At 57.4% G+C, this 17,335-nt stretch carries 16 protein-coding genes and 1 pseudogene; 11 read left to right on the forward strand and 6 right to left on the reverse strand.

The features are described 5' to 3' along the window. Position 1 precedes the first annotated feature (1 nt). Together thrC and AB8804_RS08685 are read left to right on the forward strand one after the other, a co-directional pair. Entirely contained in the window at positions 2–1,288 is a 1,287-nt protein-coding gene (gene thrC / locus AB8804_RS08680) for a threonine synthase (RefSeq protein WP_371185029.1), read from the forward strand. 317 nt (positions 1,289–1,605) lie between these two features. Next, complete coding sequence (locus AB8804_RS08685) at positions 1,606–1,911, forward strand: DUF2502 domain-containing protein (RefSeq protein ID WP_371185030.1); 306 nt, start codon at positions 1,606–1,608, stop codon at positions 1,909–1,911. A gap of 32 nt (positions 1,912–1,943) precedes the next feature. On the opposite strand, the gene yaaA is transcribed toward AB8804_RS08685, so the two are convergent. Together yaaA and AB8804_RS08695 are read right to left on the reverse strand one after the other, a co-directional pair. Then, positions 1,944–2,717, reverse strand: a complete 774-nt coding sequence (gene yaaA / locus AB8804_RS08690; protein ID WP_371185031.1) for a peroxide stress protein YaaA — start codon at positions 2,715–2,717, stop codon at positions 1,944–1,946. Positions 2,718–2,783: 66 nt separating this feature from the next. Further along, positions 2,784–4,214, reverse strand: a complete 1,431-nt coding sequence (locus tag AB8804_RS08695; protein ID WP_371185032.1) for an alanine/glycine:cation symporter family protein — start codon at positions 4,212–4,214, stop codon at positions 2,784–2,786. A gap of 262 nt (positions 4,215–4,476) precedes the next feature. Between AB8804_RS08695 and tal the strand changes: the two genes are divergently transcribed. From tal to AB8804_RS08710, 3 genes are all read left to right on the forward strand, one after another. Next, a complete protein-coding gene (gene tal / locus AB8804_RS08700; protein ID WP_371185033.1) occupies positions 4,477–5,430 on the forward strand; it encodes a transaldolase in 954 nt (317 codons plus the stop codon). Positions 5,431–5,539: 109 nt separating this feature from the next. Further along, on the forward strand, positions 5,540–6,127 hold the full coding sequence (gene mog / locus AB8804_RS08705; RefSeq protein WP_371185034.1) for a molybdopterin adenylyltransferase: 588 nt from the start codon (positions 5,540–5,542) through the stop codon (positions 6,125–6,127). Between the two features lie 114 nt (positions 6,128–6,241). Beyond that, positions 6,242–7,531 (forward strand): MFS transporter, encoded by a 1,290-nt coding sequence (locus tag AB8804_RS08710; RefSeq protein WP_371185035.1) that lies wholly within the window; start codon positions 6,242–6,244, stop codon positions 7,529–7,531. On the opposite strand, the gene AB8804_RS08715 is transcribed toward AB8804_RS08710, so the two are convergent. The 3 genes from AB8804_RS08715 to satP form a co-directional block, all read right to left on the reverse strand. Then, entirely contained in the window at positions 7,528–8,259 is a 732-nt protein-coding gene (locus AB8804_RS08715; RefSeq protein ID WP_371185036.1) for a molybdate ABC transporter permease subunit, read from the reverse strand. The genes AB8804_RS08710 and AB8804_RS08715 overlap by 4 nt on opposite strands. A 41-nt stretch (positions 8,260–8,300) precedes the next feature. Next, positions 8,301–9,230, reverse strand: a complete 930-nt coding sequence (locus tag AB8804_RS08720) for an extracellular solute-binding protein (protein ID WP_371185037.1) — start codon at positions 9,228–9,230, stop codon at positions 8,301–8,303. Positions 9,231–9,412: 182 nt separating this feature from the next. Continuing rightward, complete coding sequence (gene satP / locus AB8804_RS08725; protein ID WP_371185038.1) at positions 9,413–9,979, reverse strand: acetate uptake transporter; 567 nt, start codon at positions 9,977–9,979, stop codon at positions 9,413–9,415. A 295-nt stretch (positions 9,980–10,274) separates the two neighbouring features. Between satP and dnaK the strand changes: the two genes are divergently transcribed. From dnaK to nhaR, 4 genes are all read left to right on the forward strand, one after another. Continuing rightward, positions 10,275–12,188 carry a molecular chaperone DnaK gene (gene dnaK, locus AB8804_RS08730; protein WP_371185039.1) on the forward strand — a complete coding sequence of 638 codons (1,914 nt, stop codon included), beginning with the start codon at positions 10,275–10,277 and terminating at the stop codon, positions 12,186–12,188. Between the two features lie 84 nt (positions 12,189–12,272). Beyond that, positions 12,273–13,418 carry a molecular chaperone DnaJ gene (dnaJ, locus tag AB8804_RS08735; RefSeq protein WP_112011062.1) on the forward strand — a complete coding sequence of 382 codons (1,146 nt, stop codon included), beginning with the start codon at positions 12,273–12,275 and terminating at the stop codon, positions 13,416–13,418. Positions 13,419–13,592: 174 nt separating this feature from the next. Next, positions 13,593–14,768: a Na+/H+ antiporter NhaA gene (gene nhaA, locus AB8804_RS08740; RefSeq protein WP_371185040.1), complete on the forward strand. Its 1,176-nt coding sequence runs from the start codon at positions 13,593–13,595 to the stop codon at positions 14,766–14,768. Between the two features lie 57 nt (positions 14,769–14,825). Next, positions 14,826–15,725, forward strand: a complete 900-nt coding sequence (gene nhaR / locus AB8804_RS08745) for a transcriptional activator NhaR (RefSeq protein WP_371185041.1) — start codon at positions 14,826–14,828, stop codon at positions 15,723–15,725. A 59-nt stretch (positions 15,726–15,784) separates the two neighbouring features. On the opposite strand, the gene rpsT is transcribed toward nhaR, so the two are convergent. After that, positions 15,785–16,048, reverse strand: a complete 264-nt coding sequence (rpsT, locus tag AB8804_RS08750) for a 30S ribosomal protein S20 (RefSeq protein ID WP_003856458.1) — start codon at positions 16,046–16,048, stop codon at positions 15,785–15,787. 115 nt (positions 16,049–16,163) lie between these two features. Between rpsT and AB8804_RS08755 the strand changes: the two are divergent. Both AB8804_RS08755 and ribF read left to right on the forward strand, forming a co-directional pair. After that, positions 16,164–16,370, forward strand: a pseudogene (locus AB8804_RS08755) (DUF2575 domain-containing protein); the annotation flags it as partial. Between the two features lie 7 nt (positions 16,371–16,377). Further along, positions 16,378–17,316, forward strand: coding sequence for a bifunctional riboflavin kinase/FAD synthetase (gene ribF, locus AB8804_RS08760; RefSeq protein ID WP_371185042.1), 939 nt, complete (start codon positions 16,378–16,380; stop codon positions 17,314–17,316). Positions 17,317–17,335: the final 19 nt, after the last annotated feature.

Genomic DNA, 17,335 nt, shown 5'->3' on the forward strand with positions numbered 1-17,335 from the left:
AATGAAACTCTACAACCTTAAAGATCATAACGAGCAGGTCAGCTTCGCGCAGGCGGTAACGCAGGGGCTGGGCAAAAACCAGGGGCTGTTCTTCCCGCACGACCTGCCGGAATTTCAGCTGACCGAGGTCGACGAGCTGCTCAAACAGGACTTTGTCACCCGCAGCACCAAAATTCTCTCCGCGTTTATCGGCGACGAAATTCCGCAGGAGCTGCTGGAAGAGCGCGTGCGCGCGGCGTTTGCCTTCCCGGCGCCGGTGAAGCAGGTTGAGCCGGACGTCGGTTGCCTGGAGCTGTTCCACGGCCCGACGCTGGCGTTTAAAGACTTCGGCGGCCGCTTCATGGCGCAGATGCTGACCCACATCAGCGGCGACAGGCCGGTGACGATCCTGACCGCGACCTCGGGCGATACCGGCGCGGCGGTGGCGCACGCGTTCTACGGCCTGAAAAACGTTCGCGTGGTGATCCTCTACCCGAAAGGCAAAATCAGCCCATTGCAGGAAAAGCTGTTCTGCACGCTCGGCGGCAACATTGAGACCGTGGCCATCGACGGCGATTTCGACGCCTGTCAGGCGCTGGTCAAGCAGGCCTTCGACGACGAAGAGCTGAAGGTCGCGCTCGGCCTGAACTCCGCGAACTCCATCAACATCAGCCGCCTGCTGGCGCAGATTTGCTACTACTTCGAAGCGGTGGCGCAGCTGCCGCAGGAAGCGCGCAACCAGCTGGTGGTCTCCGTGCCGAGCGGAAACTTCGGCGACCTGACGGCGGGCCTGCTGGCGAAATCGCTGGGCCTGCCGGTGAAGCGCTTTATCGCCGCGACCAACGCCAACGACACCGTGCCGCGCTTCCTGAAGGACGGGAAATGGGCGCCGAACGCCACGCAGGCGACGCTCTCCAACGCGATGGACGTGTCTCAGCCGAACAACTGGCCGCGCGTGGAAGAGCTGTTCCGCCGCAAGGTGTGGCGCCTGGGCGATCTGGGCTACGCGGCCGTTACTGACGAAACCACCAGGGCGACGATGCGCGAGCTGAAAGCGGTGGGGTACACCTCCGAGCCGCACGCGGCCATTGCCTACCGCGCGCTGCGCGACCAGCTGCAGCCGGGCGAGTATGGCCTGTTCCTCGGCACCGCGCATCCGGCGAAGTTTAAGGAGAGCGTGGAAGAGATTCTGGGCGAAACGCTGCCGCTGCCGAAAGAGCTGGCGGATCGCGCCGACCTGCCGCTGCTCTCCCACGAGCTGCCAGCGGATTTTGCCGCGCTGCGTAAGCTGATGATGACCCGAGCGTGATTTTTGTCGGGTGGCGGCTACGCCTTACCCGACCTACAACTCATGATGATGCGCGCGTGATTGTGTTGCCCGGCGGCGGCTACGCCTTACCGGGCCTACAACGACCATTACGCTCCCAACCGTAGGCCGGGTAAGGCGAAGCCGCCACCCGGCTTTTTTGTGAAGAAATTAAGGAGAAAAAACGCAGTAAATAAGCAGAAATTCCCAATAAATGCGGTCACTTAGAGAATAGGATTGCAGAGAATAACATCCTCCGTTCCCCTCACGTAATCTCCTTATATCGGCCCTCGCGGGGCAAGAAGAATAAGGAGTCACCCATGTCGAAACTGAAACCTGCACTCATCGCGCTTTCACTGATGCTGGTCGCGCCCATGGCGGTCCAGGCCTCGGAGATCACGCTCATCCCTTCGGTAAAACTGCAGATTGGCGATCGGGATAACAGCGGGCACTACTGGGACGGTGGCCGCTGGCGCGACCATGACTGGTGGAAAGCGCACTATGACTGGCGAGATAACCACTGGCGCCCGCACGACGAGCACCGCGATCGCGATGACCACCACGATAACGGCCATCACGATCGTCACGATGACCGCGGCCACGGTCCGGACTGGAAACACCATTAACGCAAAACCCCGCCAGCCGGCGGGGTTTGTTTTTACTGCTCGTGGCGCTTGAACACCAGCTCGCCATTCCCGGACGATCCCTCGTCAAAGAAATAGCCTTCGCTGTTAAATTCGACCAGCTGTTCGGGCTTCGTCAGGCGGTTCTGAATGATGTAGCGGCTCATCAGCCCGCGCGCTTTTTTCGCGTAGAAGCTAATGACCTTAAACTTGCCGTTTTTCTCGTCGAGGAAGACCGGCTTGATAATCTCGGCATCCAGCTTTTTCGGCTTCACCGACCGGTAATACTCGTCGGACGCCAGGTTAATGACGACGTCATCGCCCTGCGCGCGCAGCGCCGCGTTGAGCTTATCGGTGATGATGTCGCCCCAGAAGTGGTACAGATCTTTGCCCTTGGCGTTTTCCAGGCGGATGCCCATTTCCAGACGATACGGCTGCATCAGATCCAGCGGGCGTAAGACCCCGTACAGGCCGGAAAGCATGCGCAGGTGCTGCTGGGCAAAATCGAAGTCGGCTTCGCTAAAATCCTCCGCCTGCAGGCCGGTGTAAACATCGCCCTTAAACGCCAGGATGGCCTGACGCGCGTTTGACGGCATGAAGTCCGGATGCCAGTCGTGAAATCGGGTGGCGTTCAGGTCGGCCAGCTTGTCGCTGATGCTCATCAGCTTGCCGATTTGCGGGGCGGACAGCTTGCGCGCTTCGTGAATCAGCTGTTGCGAATAGTCCAGCAGTTCAGGCTGGGTAAAACGCTCGGTGGCGAGCGGGCTCTGGTAGTCGAGCGTTTTTGCAGGTGAAATCAGAATCAGCATATCCAGTCCTTGCAGGAAATTTAGAGCGACTTTAGCAAAAAATCGCCCTGAATTGATCGATAGCTGTTATTGCCGCGGCAAATCATCCCAGGTGCCGGGAGCCAGCTGCGCTTCTATCTCCGGGTAGCGGGAGGCGTCAAACACGGGCGGAACGCCGAGCTTGCGCTGGCGAAGGTAATCGCGGGCAATCAACGACACTACGGGCGAAAGCAGCAGGATCGCCGTCAGGTTGGTGATCGCCATCAGCGCCATAATCACGTCCGCCAGCTGCCAGACCAGCGACATGCTGAGCAGGGAGCCAATCATCACCATGGCGATAACGCCTGCGCGAAGCGCGCTGCGCGTATAGCGAGAGTCTATCTTCAGGAAAATGAGGTTGTTTTCCGCATAGATATAGTTCACCGCGATGGAGCTAAAAGCAAACAGCCCGACGATGAGCGTGACAAACCCCGCGCCCCAGCCGCCGACCAGGTTCGCCAGCGCCTGCTGCATAAGCTGTATTCCGGATGCGCTCGTTGGATGGGGAAGGGGGCCGGCCAGCAGCACGATCATCGCGCTGGCGGAGCAGATAATAATGGTATCCGTAAACACCCCAATCATCTGCACGATGCCCTGTGCGGCAGGATGCGGGGGCCACGAGGCGGCCGTCGCGGCGGCATTGGGCGTCGAGCCCATACCGGCCTCATTGGAGAACATTCCCCGCTGGAACCCTGCCGTCAGCGCCTGGCTGATGGTAAAGCCCAGCGCGCCGGACGCCGCTTCCTGCCAGCCGAACGCGCTTTTAAAGATTAGCGCGATGATGCCGGGCAGCTGTTCAATGTGCATTGCGCTCACGCACAGGCTGGCTCCAATCCAGAGTAGCGCCATGACGGGGACGAACCACCGCATCAGCCGGGCAATGCCCTTGAGCCCGAAGGAGATGGTGAGAAGCGTCAGGAGGGCCAGCACAAGGCCGCTTAGCCACTGCGGAGAGTCAAACGCGTAGCGCATCGCGTGGGCGACGGAGTTGGCCTGAACGGTATTAAATATCAGACCATAAGCGATGAGTAAAAAGAGGGAAAACAGGACGCCCATCCAGCGCATCCCCAGGCCGCGCGCCATGTACCAGGCGGGGCCGCCGCGAAACTGGCCTTTGGCGTCTTTTTCCTTATAAAGCTGCGCCAGAGAGCATTCGGCGAACGAGGTCGCCATGCCAATAAGGGCCGTGACCCACATCCAGAATACCGCCCCCGGGCCACCGGCCGTAATGGCCAGCGCCACGCCCGCCAGGTTACCGCTGCCGACGCGGGCCCCAAGGCTGGTGCACAGCGCCTGAAACGACGTTAATCCGCCCGGCTGCGGCGAGACGCTGTTTTTCAGACTTTTGCCAAACTTCCGGATGTAGCGAAACTGAATAAAGCCGCTGCGAAAGGTAAACCAGATGCCTGCTCCCATGAGCAGGTAGATCATTATCGAACCCCAAAGCACTTCGTTGATAAAGAAAAAGAAATCAGGCATTAACGTCCCTCTTGTTGATGCCAATATGAATAGGCAAGCGCTACCATTGATTGAGCATGCTGTTACTTAGCAGCCTGTTAATATTCTGAGTTTATCATACTCTGCCTTAGCGCACTGTCTGCGGTTGCGCTGCCCCGGCGTCGTGTTATCATCAGGGCAGACCGGTTACATCCCCCTAACAAGTAAACCTGTCATTTTTCCGCTGCTGGCAGGCTGTCGGTAGCGTGAATTATCCAGGGCACGTTAAAAGAGAAACACTATCATGACGGATAAATTGACCTCCCTTCGTCAGTTCACCACTGTCGTAGCTGACACCGGAGATATCGCGGCAATGAAGCTGTACCAGCCGCAGGATGCCACAACCAACCCTTCTCTCATTCTTAACGCCGCGCAGATCCCTGAGTATCGCAAACTGATTGATGACGCAGTGACCTGGGCGAAAGCGCAGAGCAACGACCGCGCGCAGCAGGTTGTGGACGCCACTGACAAGCTGGCCGTGAACATCGGTCTGGAAATTCTGAAGCTGGTTCCTGGCCGTATCTCTACCGAAGTGGATGCACGTCTGTCCTACGACACCGAAGCCTCTATTGCGAAAGCCAAACGCCTGATCAAGATGTACAACGATGCTGGCATCAGCAACGACCGTATCCTGATCAAACTGGCCTCTACCTGGCAGGGTATTCGCGCAGCCGAGCAGCTGGAAAAAGACGGTATCAATTGTAACCTGACCCTGCTGTTCTCCTTCGCCCAGGCGCGTGCGTGTGCGGAAGCGGGCGTATACCTGATTTCTCCGTTCGTGGGCCGTATTCTGGACTGGTACAAAGCTAACACCGACAAGAAAGAGTACGCACCTGCTGAAGATCCAGGCGTGGTTTCCGTGACTGAAATCTACGAATACTACAAGCAGCACGGCTATGAGACCGTCGTAATGGGCGCAAGCTTCCGTAACGTCGGTGAAATCATCGAACTGGCGGGCTGCGACCGCCTGACCATCGCGCCAGCGCTGCTGAAAGAGCTGGCTGAAAGCGAAGGCGCAATCGAGCGCAAACTGTCCTACACCGGCGAAGTGAAGGCGCGTCCAGAGCGCATCACCGAGTCCGAGTTCCTGTGGCAGCACAACCAGGACCCAATGGCGGTAGACAAACTGGCGGACGGTATCCGTAAGTTTGCCGTTGACCAGGGCAAACTGGAAAAAATGATCGGCGACCTGCTGTAATCATTCCGCGTGACCGGGTCCCCGGTCACGCTACTTCTTTCGTACGCTGTCTGATTTTCCCCTCTGCGTGTATCATTCCCCCTAAATGCATTAGTGGAATGGAATGAATATGAATACCTTACGCATCGGCCTGGTGTCGATTTCTGACCGCGCCTCCAGCGGTGTCTATCAGGACAAAGGCATCCCCGCGCTCGAAGCCTGGCTCGCCAGCGCGCTGACCACCCCGTTTGAGATTCAAACCCGCCTGATCCCGGACGAGCAGCCGATCATTGAGCAAACGCTGTGCGAGCTGGTGGACGAAATGAGCTGCCACCTGGTGCTGACCACCGGCGGCACGGGGCCCGCGCGCCGCGACGTTACTCCGGACGCGACGCTGGCAATTGCCGATCGCGAAATGCCGGGCTTTGGCGAGCAAATGCGCCAGATCAGCCTGCACTTTGTCCCGACCGCCATTTTGTCGCGCCAGGTTGGCGTAATCCGCAAACAGGCGTTAATACTTAACCTGCCGGGCCAGCCGAAGTCGATCAAGGAGACGCTGGAAGGGCTGAAAGCCGAGGACGGCAAAACAATCGTGCACGGCATTTTTGCCAGCGTACCGTATTGTATACAGCTGCTAGACGGCCCGTATGTGGAAACCGATGAGAAAGTGGTAGCAGCATTTCGCCCTAAAAGCGCACGCCGCGAGACATTATCCTGAACTTAATTGATATGTGACATTTGCAGTATCAGCCATAGCGCGCGGGTCTTTTTACGGTATAGTAATTTTTTCTTTACGGTTGCTGTAAAAATATAAAAACACCGAAGGTACGCTATGTCACATTCTGCCCGACCTCTGAATCGTCAGGACTATAAAACGCTCACCCTCGCCGCGCTCGGCGGGGCGCTCGAGTTTTACGATTTCATCATCTTCGTCTTTTTTGCCGCCGTGGTAGGCGCGCTCTTCTTCCCGGCGGATATACCGGAGTGGCTGCGCCAGGTGCAGACCTTTGGCATCTTCGCCGCAGGCTACCTGGCTCGTCCATTAGGCGGCATCGTGATGGCGCATTTTGGCGATCTGGTCGGGCGGAAAAAGATGTTTACCCTCAGCATTCTGCTCATGGCCCTGCCGACGCTGGCCATTGGCCTGCTGCCTACCTACGACACCATCGGCATTGCCGCTCCCGTACTCCTGCTGCTGATGCGCATTCTTCAGGGCGCAGCGATTGGCGGTGAAGTCCCGGGTGCGTGGGTATTCGTCGCAGAACACGTTCCGGTGCGGCGAATCGGCATTGCCTGCGGCACCTTAACGGCCGGGCTGACGGTCGGCATTTTGCTGGGCTCGGTTGTCGCGACGATTATCAATACCAGCATGACGCAGCAGGCCGTTCACGACGGTGGCTGGCGTATCCCGTTCCTGCTGGGCGGCGGGTTTGGCCTGGTGGCGATGTACCTGCGCCGCTGGCTGCAGGAGACGCCGATATTTCTCGAGATGCAGCAGCGCAAGGCGCTGGCGCAGGAGCTGCCGGTTAAGTCGGTGGTGGTGCGCCACCGAAGCGCGGTGGCGATCTCCATGCTGCTCACCTGGCTGCTGTCGGCGGGCATTGTGGTGGTCATCCTGATGTCCCCCGTCTGGCTGCAAAAACAGTACGGTTTCGCCCCGGCGGTGACGCTGCAGGCGAACAGCGTTGCGACCATCATGCTCTGCGTCGGCTGCCTGGCCGCCGGGCTGGCGGTGGATCGCTTTGGAGCCAGCCTGACCTTTATCATCGGCAGCCTGCTGCTGGCGGCGTCAAGCTGGGCGTTTTACCATCTGGCGGGGAGCCATCCCGAGCAGCTGTTCCTGCTTTACGGTACGGTGGGCCTGTGCGTGGGCGTTGTCGGCGCGGTGCCATACGTTATGGTGCGCGCGTTTCCGCCGGAGGTACGCTTCACCGGCATCTCTTTCTCTTACAACGTGTCGTATGCCATTTTCGGCGGGCTGACGCCGATTGCCGTCACTATGCTGATGGGCGTGTCGCCGATGGCGCCGGCCTGGTACGTGCTGGCGCTGTCGCTGATGGGGCTGGCGCTGGGCCTCTGGCTGCGCCAGAAGCCGGTTGAGGCAGCCGTGCTGGCGCGTTAAGGGGTTTGCCGCTTTCCTGGCGCCCGCTTGCCGAGCACAAAGCAGACCATCGGCAGGGGAAGCGTGACGATCAGCAGCATCCACAGCAGGGTGTAAACCGCGTCCACGCCGTCGTTTTGCAGGTTGGTATAGAGCTTCACCGGAATCCCCTGCGGGAAATAGGCAAAGATCATCACAATCCCAAACTCGCCGACGGCGCGCACCCACGCGAGGGTGACGGCGGACGCCAGCCCCGGCAGCGCCAGCGGCAGCGTCAGGTAGCGAAAGCGGTTCCAGCCCGATGCGCCTAGCGTTTGTCCGGCCTCAAGAATGCTTTTCGGCACCGTCGTAAACGCCGAGCGTGCCACCACAATAAAGTAGGGCAGGGCGCCGTAGACCTGTGCCAGCACAAACGCCGCCGGGTTATTGACCAGCGTAGCGCCAAGCACGGATAGCCATTGCCCGAATACGCCGTAGGGCCCAAACGCCGATACCAGCAAAATGCCCATTGCCAGCGGCGGCGTGAGAAGCGGGATCATCACCAGCAGCTCGCCGACGACCCGCCTGCGCCCGGTGGCCTGCGATAGCCACCACGCAACGGGAACGCCGATGAGAATGATGATCCCGAGCGCCAGCAGGCCGAGGCCCATTGAGACGGCGATTGCGTGGTCGTCCCGCCAGGCCAGATGGAGATCTCGCCACGGCGTAACGCTTACCAGCGTGATGAAGGGAATGCTTAGCAGCAGCATCGCGGGCAGCGAGAGCCAGCCCGCGATCCGGCCCGGACGGCTTAGCGGGCGTATACGCTATCCCCTTTCGGCTCCGCGTAGCCATACGCTTTAAAAAGCTTCTGCCCTTCGGCGCTTTTCATAAAGGAGACAAATTTCTGGCCCTGCGACACGCCGTTGGGCGCATTCTTCAGCACCGCCGCGTAGAACACCATTGGCTGAGTATGCAGAACCTGATCCTCTCCTTTACCGTCCTTAATGGTGAAGCTCACGGTGTCATACCACGGCTTCGCCATTGCCGGGTTGCTCAGGTTGATCTCATCCGGCAGGGCGATGTAGGGCAGATGCGCTGAACGCACTTCGCTCTCATACCCTGCTGCCGCGTCCACCTGGCCGCTCTCCAGGCGCGCCAGCAGGCCGCCCTCCTGGTGCGTCTGCTCCGGGTTTTGCAGCGAGCCTAAAATCTTCTCGGCGATGCCCGGCATCTTGTAATACTTCTCCGCCAGCATCAGGGTGAAGACAATATTTTGCCCTTTTGGATCGACGTACGGATCGGTTCGACCAAAGCTAATGTCTTTTTGCGCCAGCAGGTTCAGCCATGAACCGTCTTTCTTCTGGCCAGCTTGTTCAAACCTCGCGGCGTTTTTGCCCTTGGGGCTGTAGGCGATCACCATGCTCGTACTGGCGACCGGCACGGCGTCATCAATCAGCCCCGCGTCTTTCAGGATCTGCATCGGCCCCGGGGTAATAGAGACAAAGACGTCAGCCTCAATTTTGTGGCTCGCCAGCAGGCGTGCCATTCCGTAGGCGCCTTGCCCCTGGCCCTGATACTCGCCGTTGTCGGCTTTGGCAAACGCCGGGCCTAAGCCCTGGTCCATGACTTTGCCCATTGACCCGGCGTAGGTCACCCGAATGTCTTTTGCCAGCGCCACGGACGACATTTGCAGCAGCGCCACCGCTGCCGCGACGTACGTTATTTTTCCAATAGCCATAGAATTATCTCGTTATATATTATTTTGCATAACGAGTGTCCTGGAAAGAGGCGTTGATAACAAGACCTGCCTGCGGGCTGTTTACTTGAGGTTGAAGGTTCTGCTGCTTAAAAACGGCGTTGAAAGAGGCGGGGGAAAGCGGGAGTAACGTGCCCGCGAGGGCAGGCACGTTGGGAGATCAATCAGTGTTTTTCACCAATCGGCAGAATGATACGGCCAAACTGTTCGTTGAGCACTTCGCCCATCGCCAGGTAGATTGCGCTTGCGCCGCACACCAGGCCAACCCAGCCCGCAACGTGAACGATGCCTTCGTTATCCGCCAGGTGGCCAATCGCCAGCAGGGCGAACAGCACGGTCAGGCTCAGGAAGACGAACTGCAGCGCGCGGTTGCCCTTCAGCGTGCCGAAGAACATGAACAGCGTGAACACGCCCCACAGGCCCAGATAGACGCCAAGGAAGTGCGCGTTTGCCGCATCGGCCAGACCCATCTTTGGCATGATCAGAATGGCGACCAGGGTCAGCCAGAAAGAGCCGTAAGAGGTAAAGGCTGTTAAGCCGAAGGTATTGCCTTTTTTATACTCCAGCAGGCCCGCGAAGATTTGCGCGATACCGCCGTAAAAAATGCCCATCGCCAGGATGATACCGTCCATCGGGAACATCCCGATGTTGTGCAGGTTCAGCAGAATGGTGGTCATGCCAAAACCCATCAGGCCCAGCGGAGCCGGATTAGCCAACTTAGTGTTGCCCATAAGTCCTCAAAAAAATCATCATTAATATGGTGAAATGGTGAATCCCGCGTCAATTCTCCCTGACGGGGCGCGGCATCATAATGGGCGCAATCGGTGCCGTCTATGATCTCATCAGGGTGAAATTAAAATTTTTTTTATCCTTCCCCCTTGATGGATGCCGTTGCGACCCCATCTTGTAAGCAACCGCAGTGTGTGGACCTGAAAAAATCAAATCTGGGCAGTTGAAAAAGCACGTTCCGCCCTTATTACAGGTACACAACCACATGTTGACTGAATTTTTAGTGGAGACGTTTAGATGGGTAAAATTATTGGTATCGACCTGGGTACTACCAACTCTTGTGTAGCGATTATGGATGGCACCACTGCACGTGTGCTGGAGAACGCCGAGGGCGATCGCACCACGCCTTCTATCATTGCTTATACCCAGGATGGTGAAACTCTGGTTGGTCAGCCGGCTAAACGTCAGGCAGTGACAAACCCGCAAAACACCCTGTTTGCGATTAAACGCCTGATCGGCCGCCGCTTCCAGGACGAAGAAGTTCAGCGTGACGTTTCTATCATGCCATACAAAATCATCGCAGCAGATAACGGCGATGCATGGCTTGACGTGAAAGGCGCGAAAACGGCACCACCGCAGATCTCTGCTGAAGTGCTGAAGAAAATGAAGAAAACCGCGGAAGATTACCTGGGTGAGCCGGTAACTGAAGCTGTTATCACCGTTCCTGCATACTTCAACGATGCTCAGCGTCAGGCAACCAAAGATGCTGGCCGTATCGCAGGTCTGGAAGTCAAACGTATCATCAACGAACCAACCGCGGCCGCGCTGGCCTACGGTCTGGATAAAGAAGTCGGTAACCGTACTATCGCGGTTTACGACCTGGGTGGTGGTACCTTCGATATCTCTATTATCGAAATCGACGAAGTTGACGGCGAAAAAACCTTCGAAGTTCTGGCAACCAACGGTGATACCCACCTGGGTGGTGAAGACTTCGATACCCGCCTGATCAACTATCTCGTTGACGAGTTCAAGAAAGATCAGGGCATTGACCTGCGTAACGACCCGCTGGCCATGCAGCGCCTGAAAGAAGCCGCTGAGAAAGCGAAGATCGAGCTGTCTTCCGCTCAGCAGACCGACGTGAACCTGCCGTACATCACCGCAGACGCGACCGGTCCAAAACACATGAACATCAAAGTGACCCGTGCAAAACTGGAAAGCCTGGTCGAAGACCTGGTGAACCGTTCTATCGAGCCGCTGAAAGTTGCGCTGCAGGACGCTGGCCTGTCCGTTTCTGACATCCAGGACGTTATCCTGGTCGGTGGTCAGACGCGTATGCCAATGGTTCAGAAGAAAGTGGCTGAGTTCTTTGGTAAAGAGCCGCGTAAAGACGTTAACCCGGATGAAGCTGTCGCAATCGGCGCAGCGGTTCAGGGTGGCGTACTGACCGGTGAAGTGAAAGACGTACTGCTGCTGGACGTTACCCCGCTGTCTCTGGGTATCGAAACCATGGGCGGTGTGATGACTGCGCTCATCAACAAAAACACCACCATCCCAACGAAGCACAGCCAGGTGTTCTCTACCGCTGAAGACAACCAGTCTGCGGTAACCATCCATGTGATTCAGGGTGAGCGTAAGCGTGCGGCTGATAACAAATCTCTGGGTCAGTTCAACCTGGACGGTATCAACCCGGCACCGCGCGGCATGCCACAGATCGAAGTCACCTTCGACATCGATGCTGACGGTATCCTGCACGTGTCTGCGAAAGACAAAAACAGCGGTAAAGAGCAGAAGATCACCATCAAGGCATCTTCTGGCCTGAACGAAGCGGAAATCGAAAAAATGGTTCGCGATGCAGAAGCTAACGCTGAATCCGACCGTAAGTTCGAAGAGCTGGTTCAGACCCGCAACCAGGGCGACCATCTGCTGCACAGCACCCGCAAGCAGGTTGAAGAAGCCGGTGAGCAGCTGCCAGCGGATGACAAAACGGCTATCGAAGCTGCGCTGACCGCGCTGGAAACTTCGCTGAAAGGTGAAGATAAAGCGGACATCGAAGCGAAGATGCAGGAGCTGGCCCAGGTTTCTCAGAAACTGATGGAAATCGCTCAGCAGCAGCACGCTCAACAGCAGGCAGGCGCTGATGCATCTGCAAACAACGCGAAAGATGACGACGTTGTCGACGCTGAGTTTGAAGAAGTGAAAGACAAAAAATAATCGCCCTTTGAACGGGTAATTACTGGCACGGGCGAAGAGGTTTCCTCTCCGCCCGTGCACGCATGTTAGGGGCAGATAAAAAAGATGGCTAAGCAAGACTATTACGAGATTTTAGGCGTTTCCAAAACAGCGGAAGAGCGTGAAATCAAAAAGGCGTATAAGCGCCTGGCCATGAAATTTCACCCGGACCGCAACCAGGGTGATAAAGAGGCTGAAGCCAAATTCAAAGAGATCAAAGAAGCCTACGAAGTCCTGACCGACGCGCAAAAACGTGCGGCCTATGACCAGTACGGTCATGCAGCCTTTGAACAGGGCGGCATGGGCGGCGGTGGATTCGGCGGCGGCGGCTTTGGCGGTGGCGCAGATTTCAGCGACATCTTCGGCGACGTGTTCGGCGACATCTTCGGCGGCGGTCGTGGTCGTCAGCGCGCGGCGCGCGGCGCGGACCTGCGCTACAACATGGATCTGACGCTGGAAGAGGCCGTTCGCGGCGTTACCAAAGAGATCCGCATTCCGACGCTGGAAGAGTGTGACGTGTGCCACGGCAGCGGCGCGAAGGCGGGCACCCAGCCGCAAACCTGTCCAACCTGTCATGGTTCTGGCCAGGTGCAGATGCGTCAGGGCTTCTTCGCGGTGCAGCAGGCGTGTCCACACTGCCACGGTCGCGGCACGCTGATTAAAGATCCGTGCAATAAATGCCACGGTCACGGTCGCGTTGAGAAAACCAAAACCCTGTCCGTTAAAATCCCGGCGGGCGTGGATACGGGCGACCGCATCCGTCTGTCTGGCGAAGGTGAAGCGGGCGAGCACGGCGCACCGGCAGGCGATCTGTACGTTCAGGTTCAGGTGAAGCAGCACGCTATCTTCGAGCGTGAGGGCAACAACCTGTACTGTGAAGTGCCGATCAACTTCGCAATGGCGGCGCTTGGCGGCGAAATCGAAGTGCCAACGCTGGACGGTCGCGTAAACCTGAAGGTGCCCGGCGAAACCCAGACCGGCAAGCTGTTCCGCATGCGCGGTAAGGGCGTTAAGTCCGTGCGCGGCGGTGCGCAGGGCGACCTGCTGTGTCGCGTGGTGGTGGAAACCCCGGTTGGCCTGAACGACAAGCAGAAGCAGCTGCTGAAAGAGCTGCAGGAAAGCTTCGGCGGCCCAACGGGTGAAAAAAACAGCCCGCGTTCCAAAAGCTTCTTCGATGGCGTCAAAAAATTCTTCGACGATCTGACCCGCTAACCCTTTAGCAGGTCCCGTCTGACATCAGGCCCGGAAGCGATTCCGGGCTTTTTTTCGTTTATCGATATTCCTCGGAAAAACTGAATATATACTCAATATTAATCTGCTTTTGCCGAGTTATTTGGCTTGGTATGATGGTTTTATCGAAGTATTCCGCTTGAAGAGAGAATTGAAGTGAAACTACTACACCGTTTCTTTAGCAACGAAGCCTCCGGCGGCGTGATTCTAATTATCGCAGCCGTCGCGGCAATGGTGCTGGCTAACCTCGGCGCGACGCGTGAACTGTATCACGCTTTTCTGGAAACCCCGGTTGAGCTGCGGGTTGGCCCGCTGGAAATCAACAAGAACATGCTGCTGTGGATTAACGATGCCCTGATGGCCGTGTTCTTCCTGCTGGTGGGGCTCGAGGTGAAACGCGAGCTGGTGCAGGGGTCGCTGGCCAGCCGCCAGCGCGCGGCGTTCCCGGTGATCGCCGCCCTCGGCGGGATGGTTGTTCCCGCGCTGCTGTTCCTCGCCTTTACCTGGCAGGATCCCGTGGCGCGCCACGGCTGGGCGATCCCGGCGGCGACGGATATCGCGTTTGCCCTCGGCGTGCTGGCGCTGCTTGGCAGCCGCGTGCCGGTCGCGCTGAAAATCTTTCTGATGGCGCTGGCCATTATCGACGATCTGGGCGCTATCGTGATTATCGCGCTGTTCTACACCAGCGACCTGTCGATCCTGTCGCTCAGCGTGGCGGCGGGGGCCATTGCGGTGCTGGCGCTGCTGAACGTCTGCAACGTGCGCCGAACTGGCATCTACATTCTTGTGGGAATGGTGCTGTGGACGGCGGTGCTGAAGTCCGGCGTGCACGCAACGCTGGCGGGGGTGATTGTGGGCTTCCTCGTGCCGCTTAGGGCCGAAGAGGGGAAATCTCCGGCAAAACAGCTTGAGCACGTGCTTCACCCCTGGGTGGCGTTTATGATCCTGCCGCTCTTCGCTTTTGCCAACGCCGGGGTTTCCCTGCAGGGCGTCACGCTGGAAGGACTGACCTCCGTGCTTCCGCTGGGGGTGATTGCCGGGCTGTATATCGGCAAGCCGCTTGGAATTAGCCTTTTCTGCTGGCTGGCGGTGAAAATGAAGCTGGCATCGCTGCCGCACGGCACGACGTTCCGGCAAATCATGGCCGTTGGGGTGTTGTGCGGAATTGGTTTTACCATGTCGATCTTTATCTCGACGCTGGCGTTTGGCGCGCATGCGCCTGAGCTCATCGTGTGGGCGAAGCTCGGTATCTTAATTGGATCGGTGCTGGCCGCGGTGAGCGGTTACGCGTTGTTGAAAGCGAAGCTGTCAGGGCAGGTTGCTCAGGCATAAGAGGAGGCGGGGAAAGGGAAACTTTTCCCCGCGGCAGGATCGGGGAGCGAAGACACGATGTCTCATCTGAATTACAACCATCTTTATTACTTTTGGCACGTCTATAAAGAGGGCTCGGTTGTGGGCGCGGCGGAGGCGCTTCACCTGACGCCGCAAACCATTACCGGGCAAATCAAAGCGCTGGAAGAGCGCCTGCAGGGAAAGCTGTTTAAGCGCAAAGGCCGCGGGATTGAGCCCAGCGAGCTGGGTGAACTGGTGTTTCGCTACGCGGACAAAATGTTCACGCTCAGCCAGGAGATGCTGGATATCGTCAACTACCGCAAAGAGTCCAACCTGCTGTTTGACGTCGGCGTGGCGGATGCGCTCTCCAAGCGGCTGGTCAGCGGGGTGCTGGACGCCGCCGTGGTGGAGGATGAGCAAATCCACCTGCGCTGCTTTGAATCCACCCACGAAATGCTGCTGGAGCAGCTGAGCCAGCACAAGCTGGATATGATTATCTCGGACTGCCCGATCGACTCTACCCAGCAGGAAGGGCTGTTCTCGGTGAAAATTGGTGAATGCGGCGTGAGCTTCTGGTGCATCAATCCGCCGCCTGAAAAGCCGTTCCCGGCGTGTCTGGAGGAGCGGCGGCTGCTGGTCCCGGGGCGACGCTCGATGCTGGGGCGCAAGCTGCTGAACTGGTTTAACTCGCAGGGGTTAAAGGTTGAAATCCTCGGCGAGTTTGACGACGCGGCGCTGATGAAGGCCTTCGGCGAAGCGCATAACGCGATTTTCGTGGCCCCTACGCTGTACGCGCACGATCTCTATACGGATGATAAGGTCACGGAGATTGGACGGGTTGAGAACGTGATGGAGGAGTATCACGCGATATTCGCCGAGAGAATGATTCAGCATCCTGCGGTGCAGCGTATCTGTAATCGCGATTATTCGTCGCTGTTTACCCCGCCGGCGATCTGAAGATATAAAAAAACCCGCGTTAAGCGGGTTCTTTTAAAACAAGCAACAACAAGTGGAGATTAAGCCAGTTTGTTGATCTGCGCAGTCAGGTTTGCTTTATGACGCGCTGCTTTGTTTTTGTGGATCAGACCTTTAGCAGCCTGACGGTCCACGATTGGTTGCATTTCGTTGAATGCGTTCTGTGCAGCAGCTTTGTCGCCAGCTTCGATTGCTGCGTATACTTTCTTGATGAAAGTACGCATCATAGAGCGACGGCTTGCATTGTGCTTACGAGCCTTTTCAGACTGAACGGCACGTTTCTTAGCTGATTTGATATTAGCCAAGGTCCAACTCCCAAATATGATCTATGTGGACAATTCAAAGGCCGAGGAATATGCCCTCTATACCTTCTTTTGTCAATGGATTTGTGCAAATAAGCGCCGTTAAGGTGGCGACGCTACGTTACGTAGTGATGGCGCAGGATTCTACCAGCTTGTCTCTCGTGAATACAGCCTTTCAGCATAAAAAACGCAGTGCAGAGGCAGATTTTTTTGCTGCGAAAGGTCAGCGTGATGAAAACATTACGGCTTTCTGTTTTGCGTGAACAATCGTCGGTTAACCTTAACCGCCGTACAAGGTATACTTTGGCGATTTTCACTGTTTTGAGCCAGACATGAAGCTGATACGCGGCATACATAATCTCAGCCATGCGCCTCACGGGTGCGTGCTGACCATTGGTAATTTCGACGGCGTGCATCGTGGGCATCAGGCGCTGTTGCAGGGATTGCGTAAAGAAGGGGAGGCCCGCGGGCTGCCCGTTGTAGTGATGATTTTCGAGCCACAGCCGCTGGAGCTGTTTGCCGGTGATAAATCTCCGGCCCGCCTTACGCGCCTGCGTGAAAAGCTGCGCTATCTGGCTCAGTCCGGCGTGGACTACGTGGTCTGTATTCGCTTCGATCGTCGCTTTGCTGCCCTGACGGCACAAAATTTTGTTAGCGACCTGCTGGTGCAGCGCCTTGGCGTGCAGTTTCTGGCCGTGGGTGATGATTTCCGCTTTGGCGCTGGTCGTCAGGGCGATTTCTTGTTATTACAGAAGGCTGGCCTGGAGTACGGTTTTGACGTCACCAGCGCGATGACCTTCTGCGAAGGCGGCGTGCGCGTTAGCAGTACCGCCGTTCGTCAGGCGCTGGCCAATGACGAGCTGGATGCGGCAGAAAACCTGCTTGGCCATCCGTTCACGATTTCAGGCCGCGTGGTGCATGGCGACGCGCTGGGCCGCACGATAGGTTTCCCGACGGCGAACATACCGCTGCGTCGTCAGGTCTCCCCGGTTAAAGGGGTGTATGCGGTGGAAGTGGCTGGGCTGGGCGATAAGCCGTTCTACGGCGTCGCCAATATTGGCACGCGTCCTACGGTTGCCGGTGTGCGTCAACAGTTAGAAGTACACCTGCTGGACGTTGTAATGGACCTCTACGGTCGCCATATAGATGTAATACTGCGTAAAAAGATACGTAACGAGCAGCGATTTGCCTCGCTGGACGAACTAAAGGCGCAAATTGCGCGCGATGAATTAACGGCCCGTGAATTTTTTGGGCTATCAAACCCGGCTTAAATGCCTACGTGATAAATAC

The organism is Enterobacter sp. KBR-315C3_2022, from assembly GCF_041399425.1.
Lineage (GTDB): Bacteria > Pseudomonadota > Gammaproteobacteria > Enterobacterales > Enterobacteriaceae > Enterobacter.

Coding starts and splice junctions, on each gene's coding strand:
- dnaJ (WP_112011062.1), top strand. CDS start 12,273: ATGGCTAAGCAAGACTATTACGAGATTTTAGGCGTTTCCAAAACAGCG.
- AB8804_RS08685 (WP_371185030.1), top strand. CDS start 1,606: ATGTCGAAACTGAAACCTGCACTCATCGCGCTTTCACTGATGCTGGTC.
- AB8804_RS08720 (WP_371185037.1), bottom strand. CDS start 9,230: ATGGCTATTGGAAAAATAACGTACGTCGCGGCAGCGGTGGCGCTGCTG.
- mog (WP_371185034.1), top strand. CDS start 5,540: ATGAATACCTTACGCATCGGCCTGGTGTCGATTTCTGACCGCGCCTCC.
- nhaR (WP_371185041.1), top strand. CDS start 14,826: ATGTCTCATCTGAATTACAACCATCTTTATTACTTTTGGCACGTCTAT.
- AB8804_RS08710 (WP_371185035.1), top strand. CDS start 6,242: ATGTCACATTCTGCCCGACCTCTGAATCGTCAGGACTATAAAACGCTC.
- tal (WP_371185033.1), top strand. CDS start 4,477: ATGACGGATAAATTGACCTCCCTTCGTCAGTTCACCACTGTCGTAGCT.
- AB8804_RS08715 (WP_371185036.1), bottom strand. CDS start 8,259: ATGCTGCTGCTAAGCATTCCCTTCATCACGCTGGTAAGCGTTACGCCG.
- yaaA (WP_371185031.1), bottom strand. CDS start 2,717: ATGCTGATTCTGATTTCACCTGCAAAAACGCTCGACTACCAGAGCCCG.
- ribF (WP_371185042.1), top strand. CDS start 16,378: ATGAAGCTGATACGCGGCATACATAATCTCAGCCATGCGCCTCACGGG.
- thrC (WP_371185029.1), top strand. CDS start 2: ATGAAACTCTACAACCTTAAAGATCATAACGAGCAGGTCAGCTTCGCG.
- dnaK (WP_371185039.1), top strand. CDS start 10,275: ATGGGTAAAATTATTGGTATCGACCTGGGTACTACCAACTCTTGTGTA.
- AB8804_RS08695 (WP_371185032.1), bottom strand. CDS start 4,214: ATGCCTGATTTCTTTTTCTTTATCAACGAAGTGCTTTGGGGTTCGATA.
- satP (WP_371185038.1), bottom strand. CDS start 9,979: ATGGGCAACACTAAGTTGGCTAATCCGGCTCCGCTGGGCCTGATGGGT.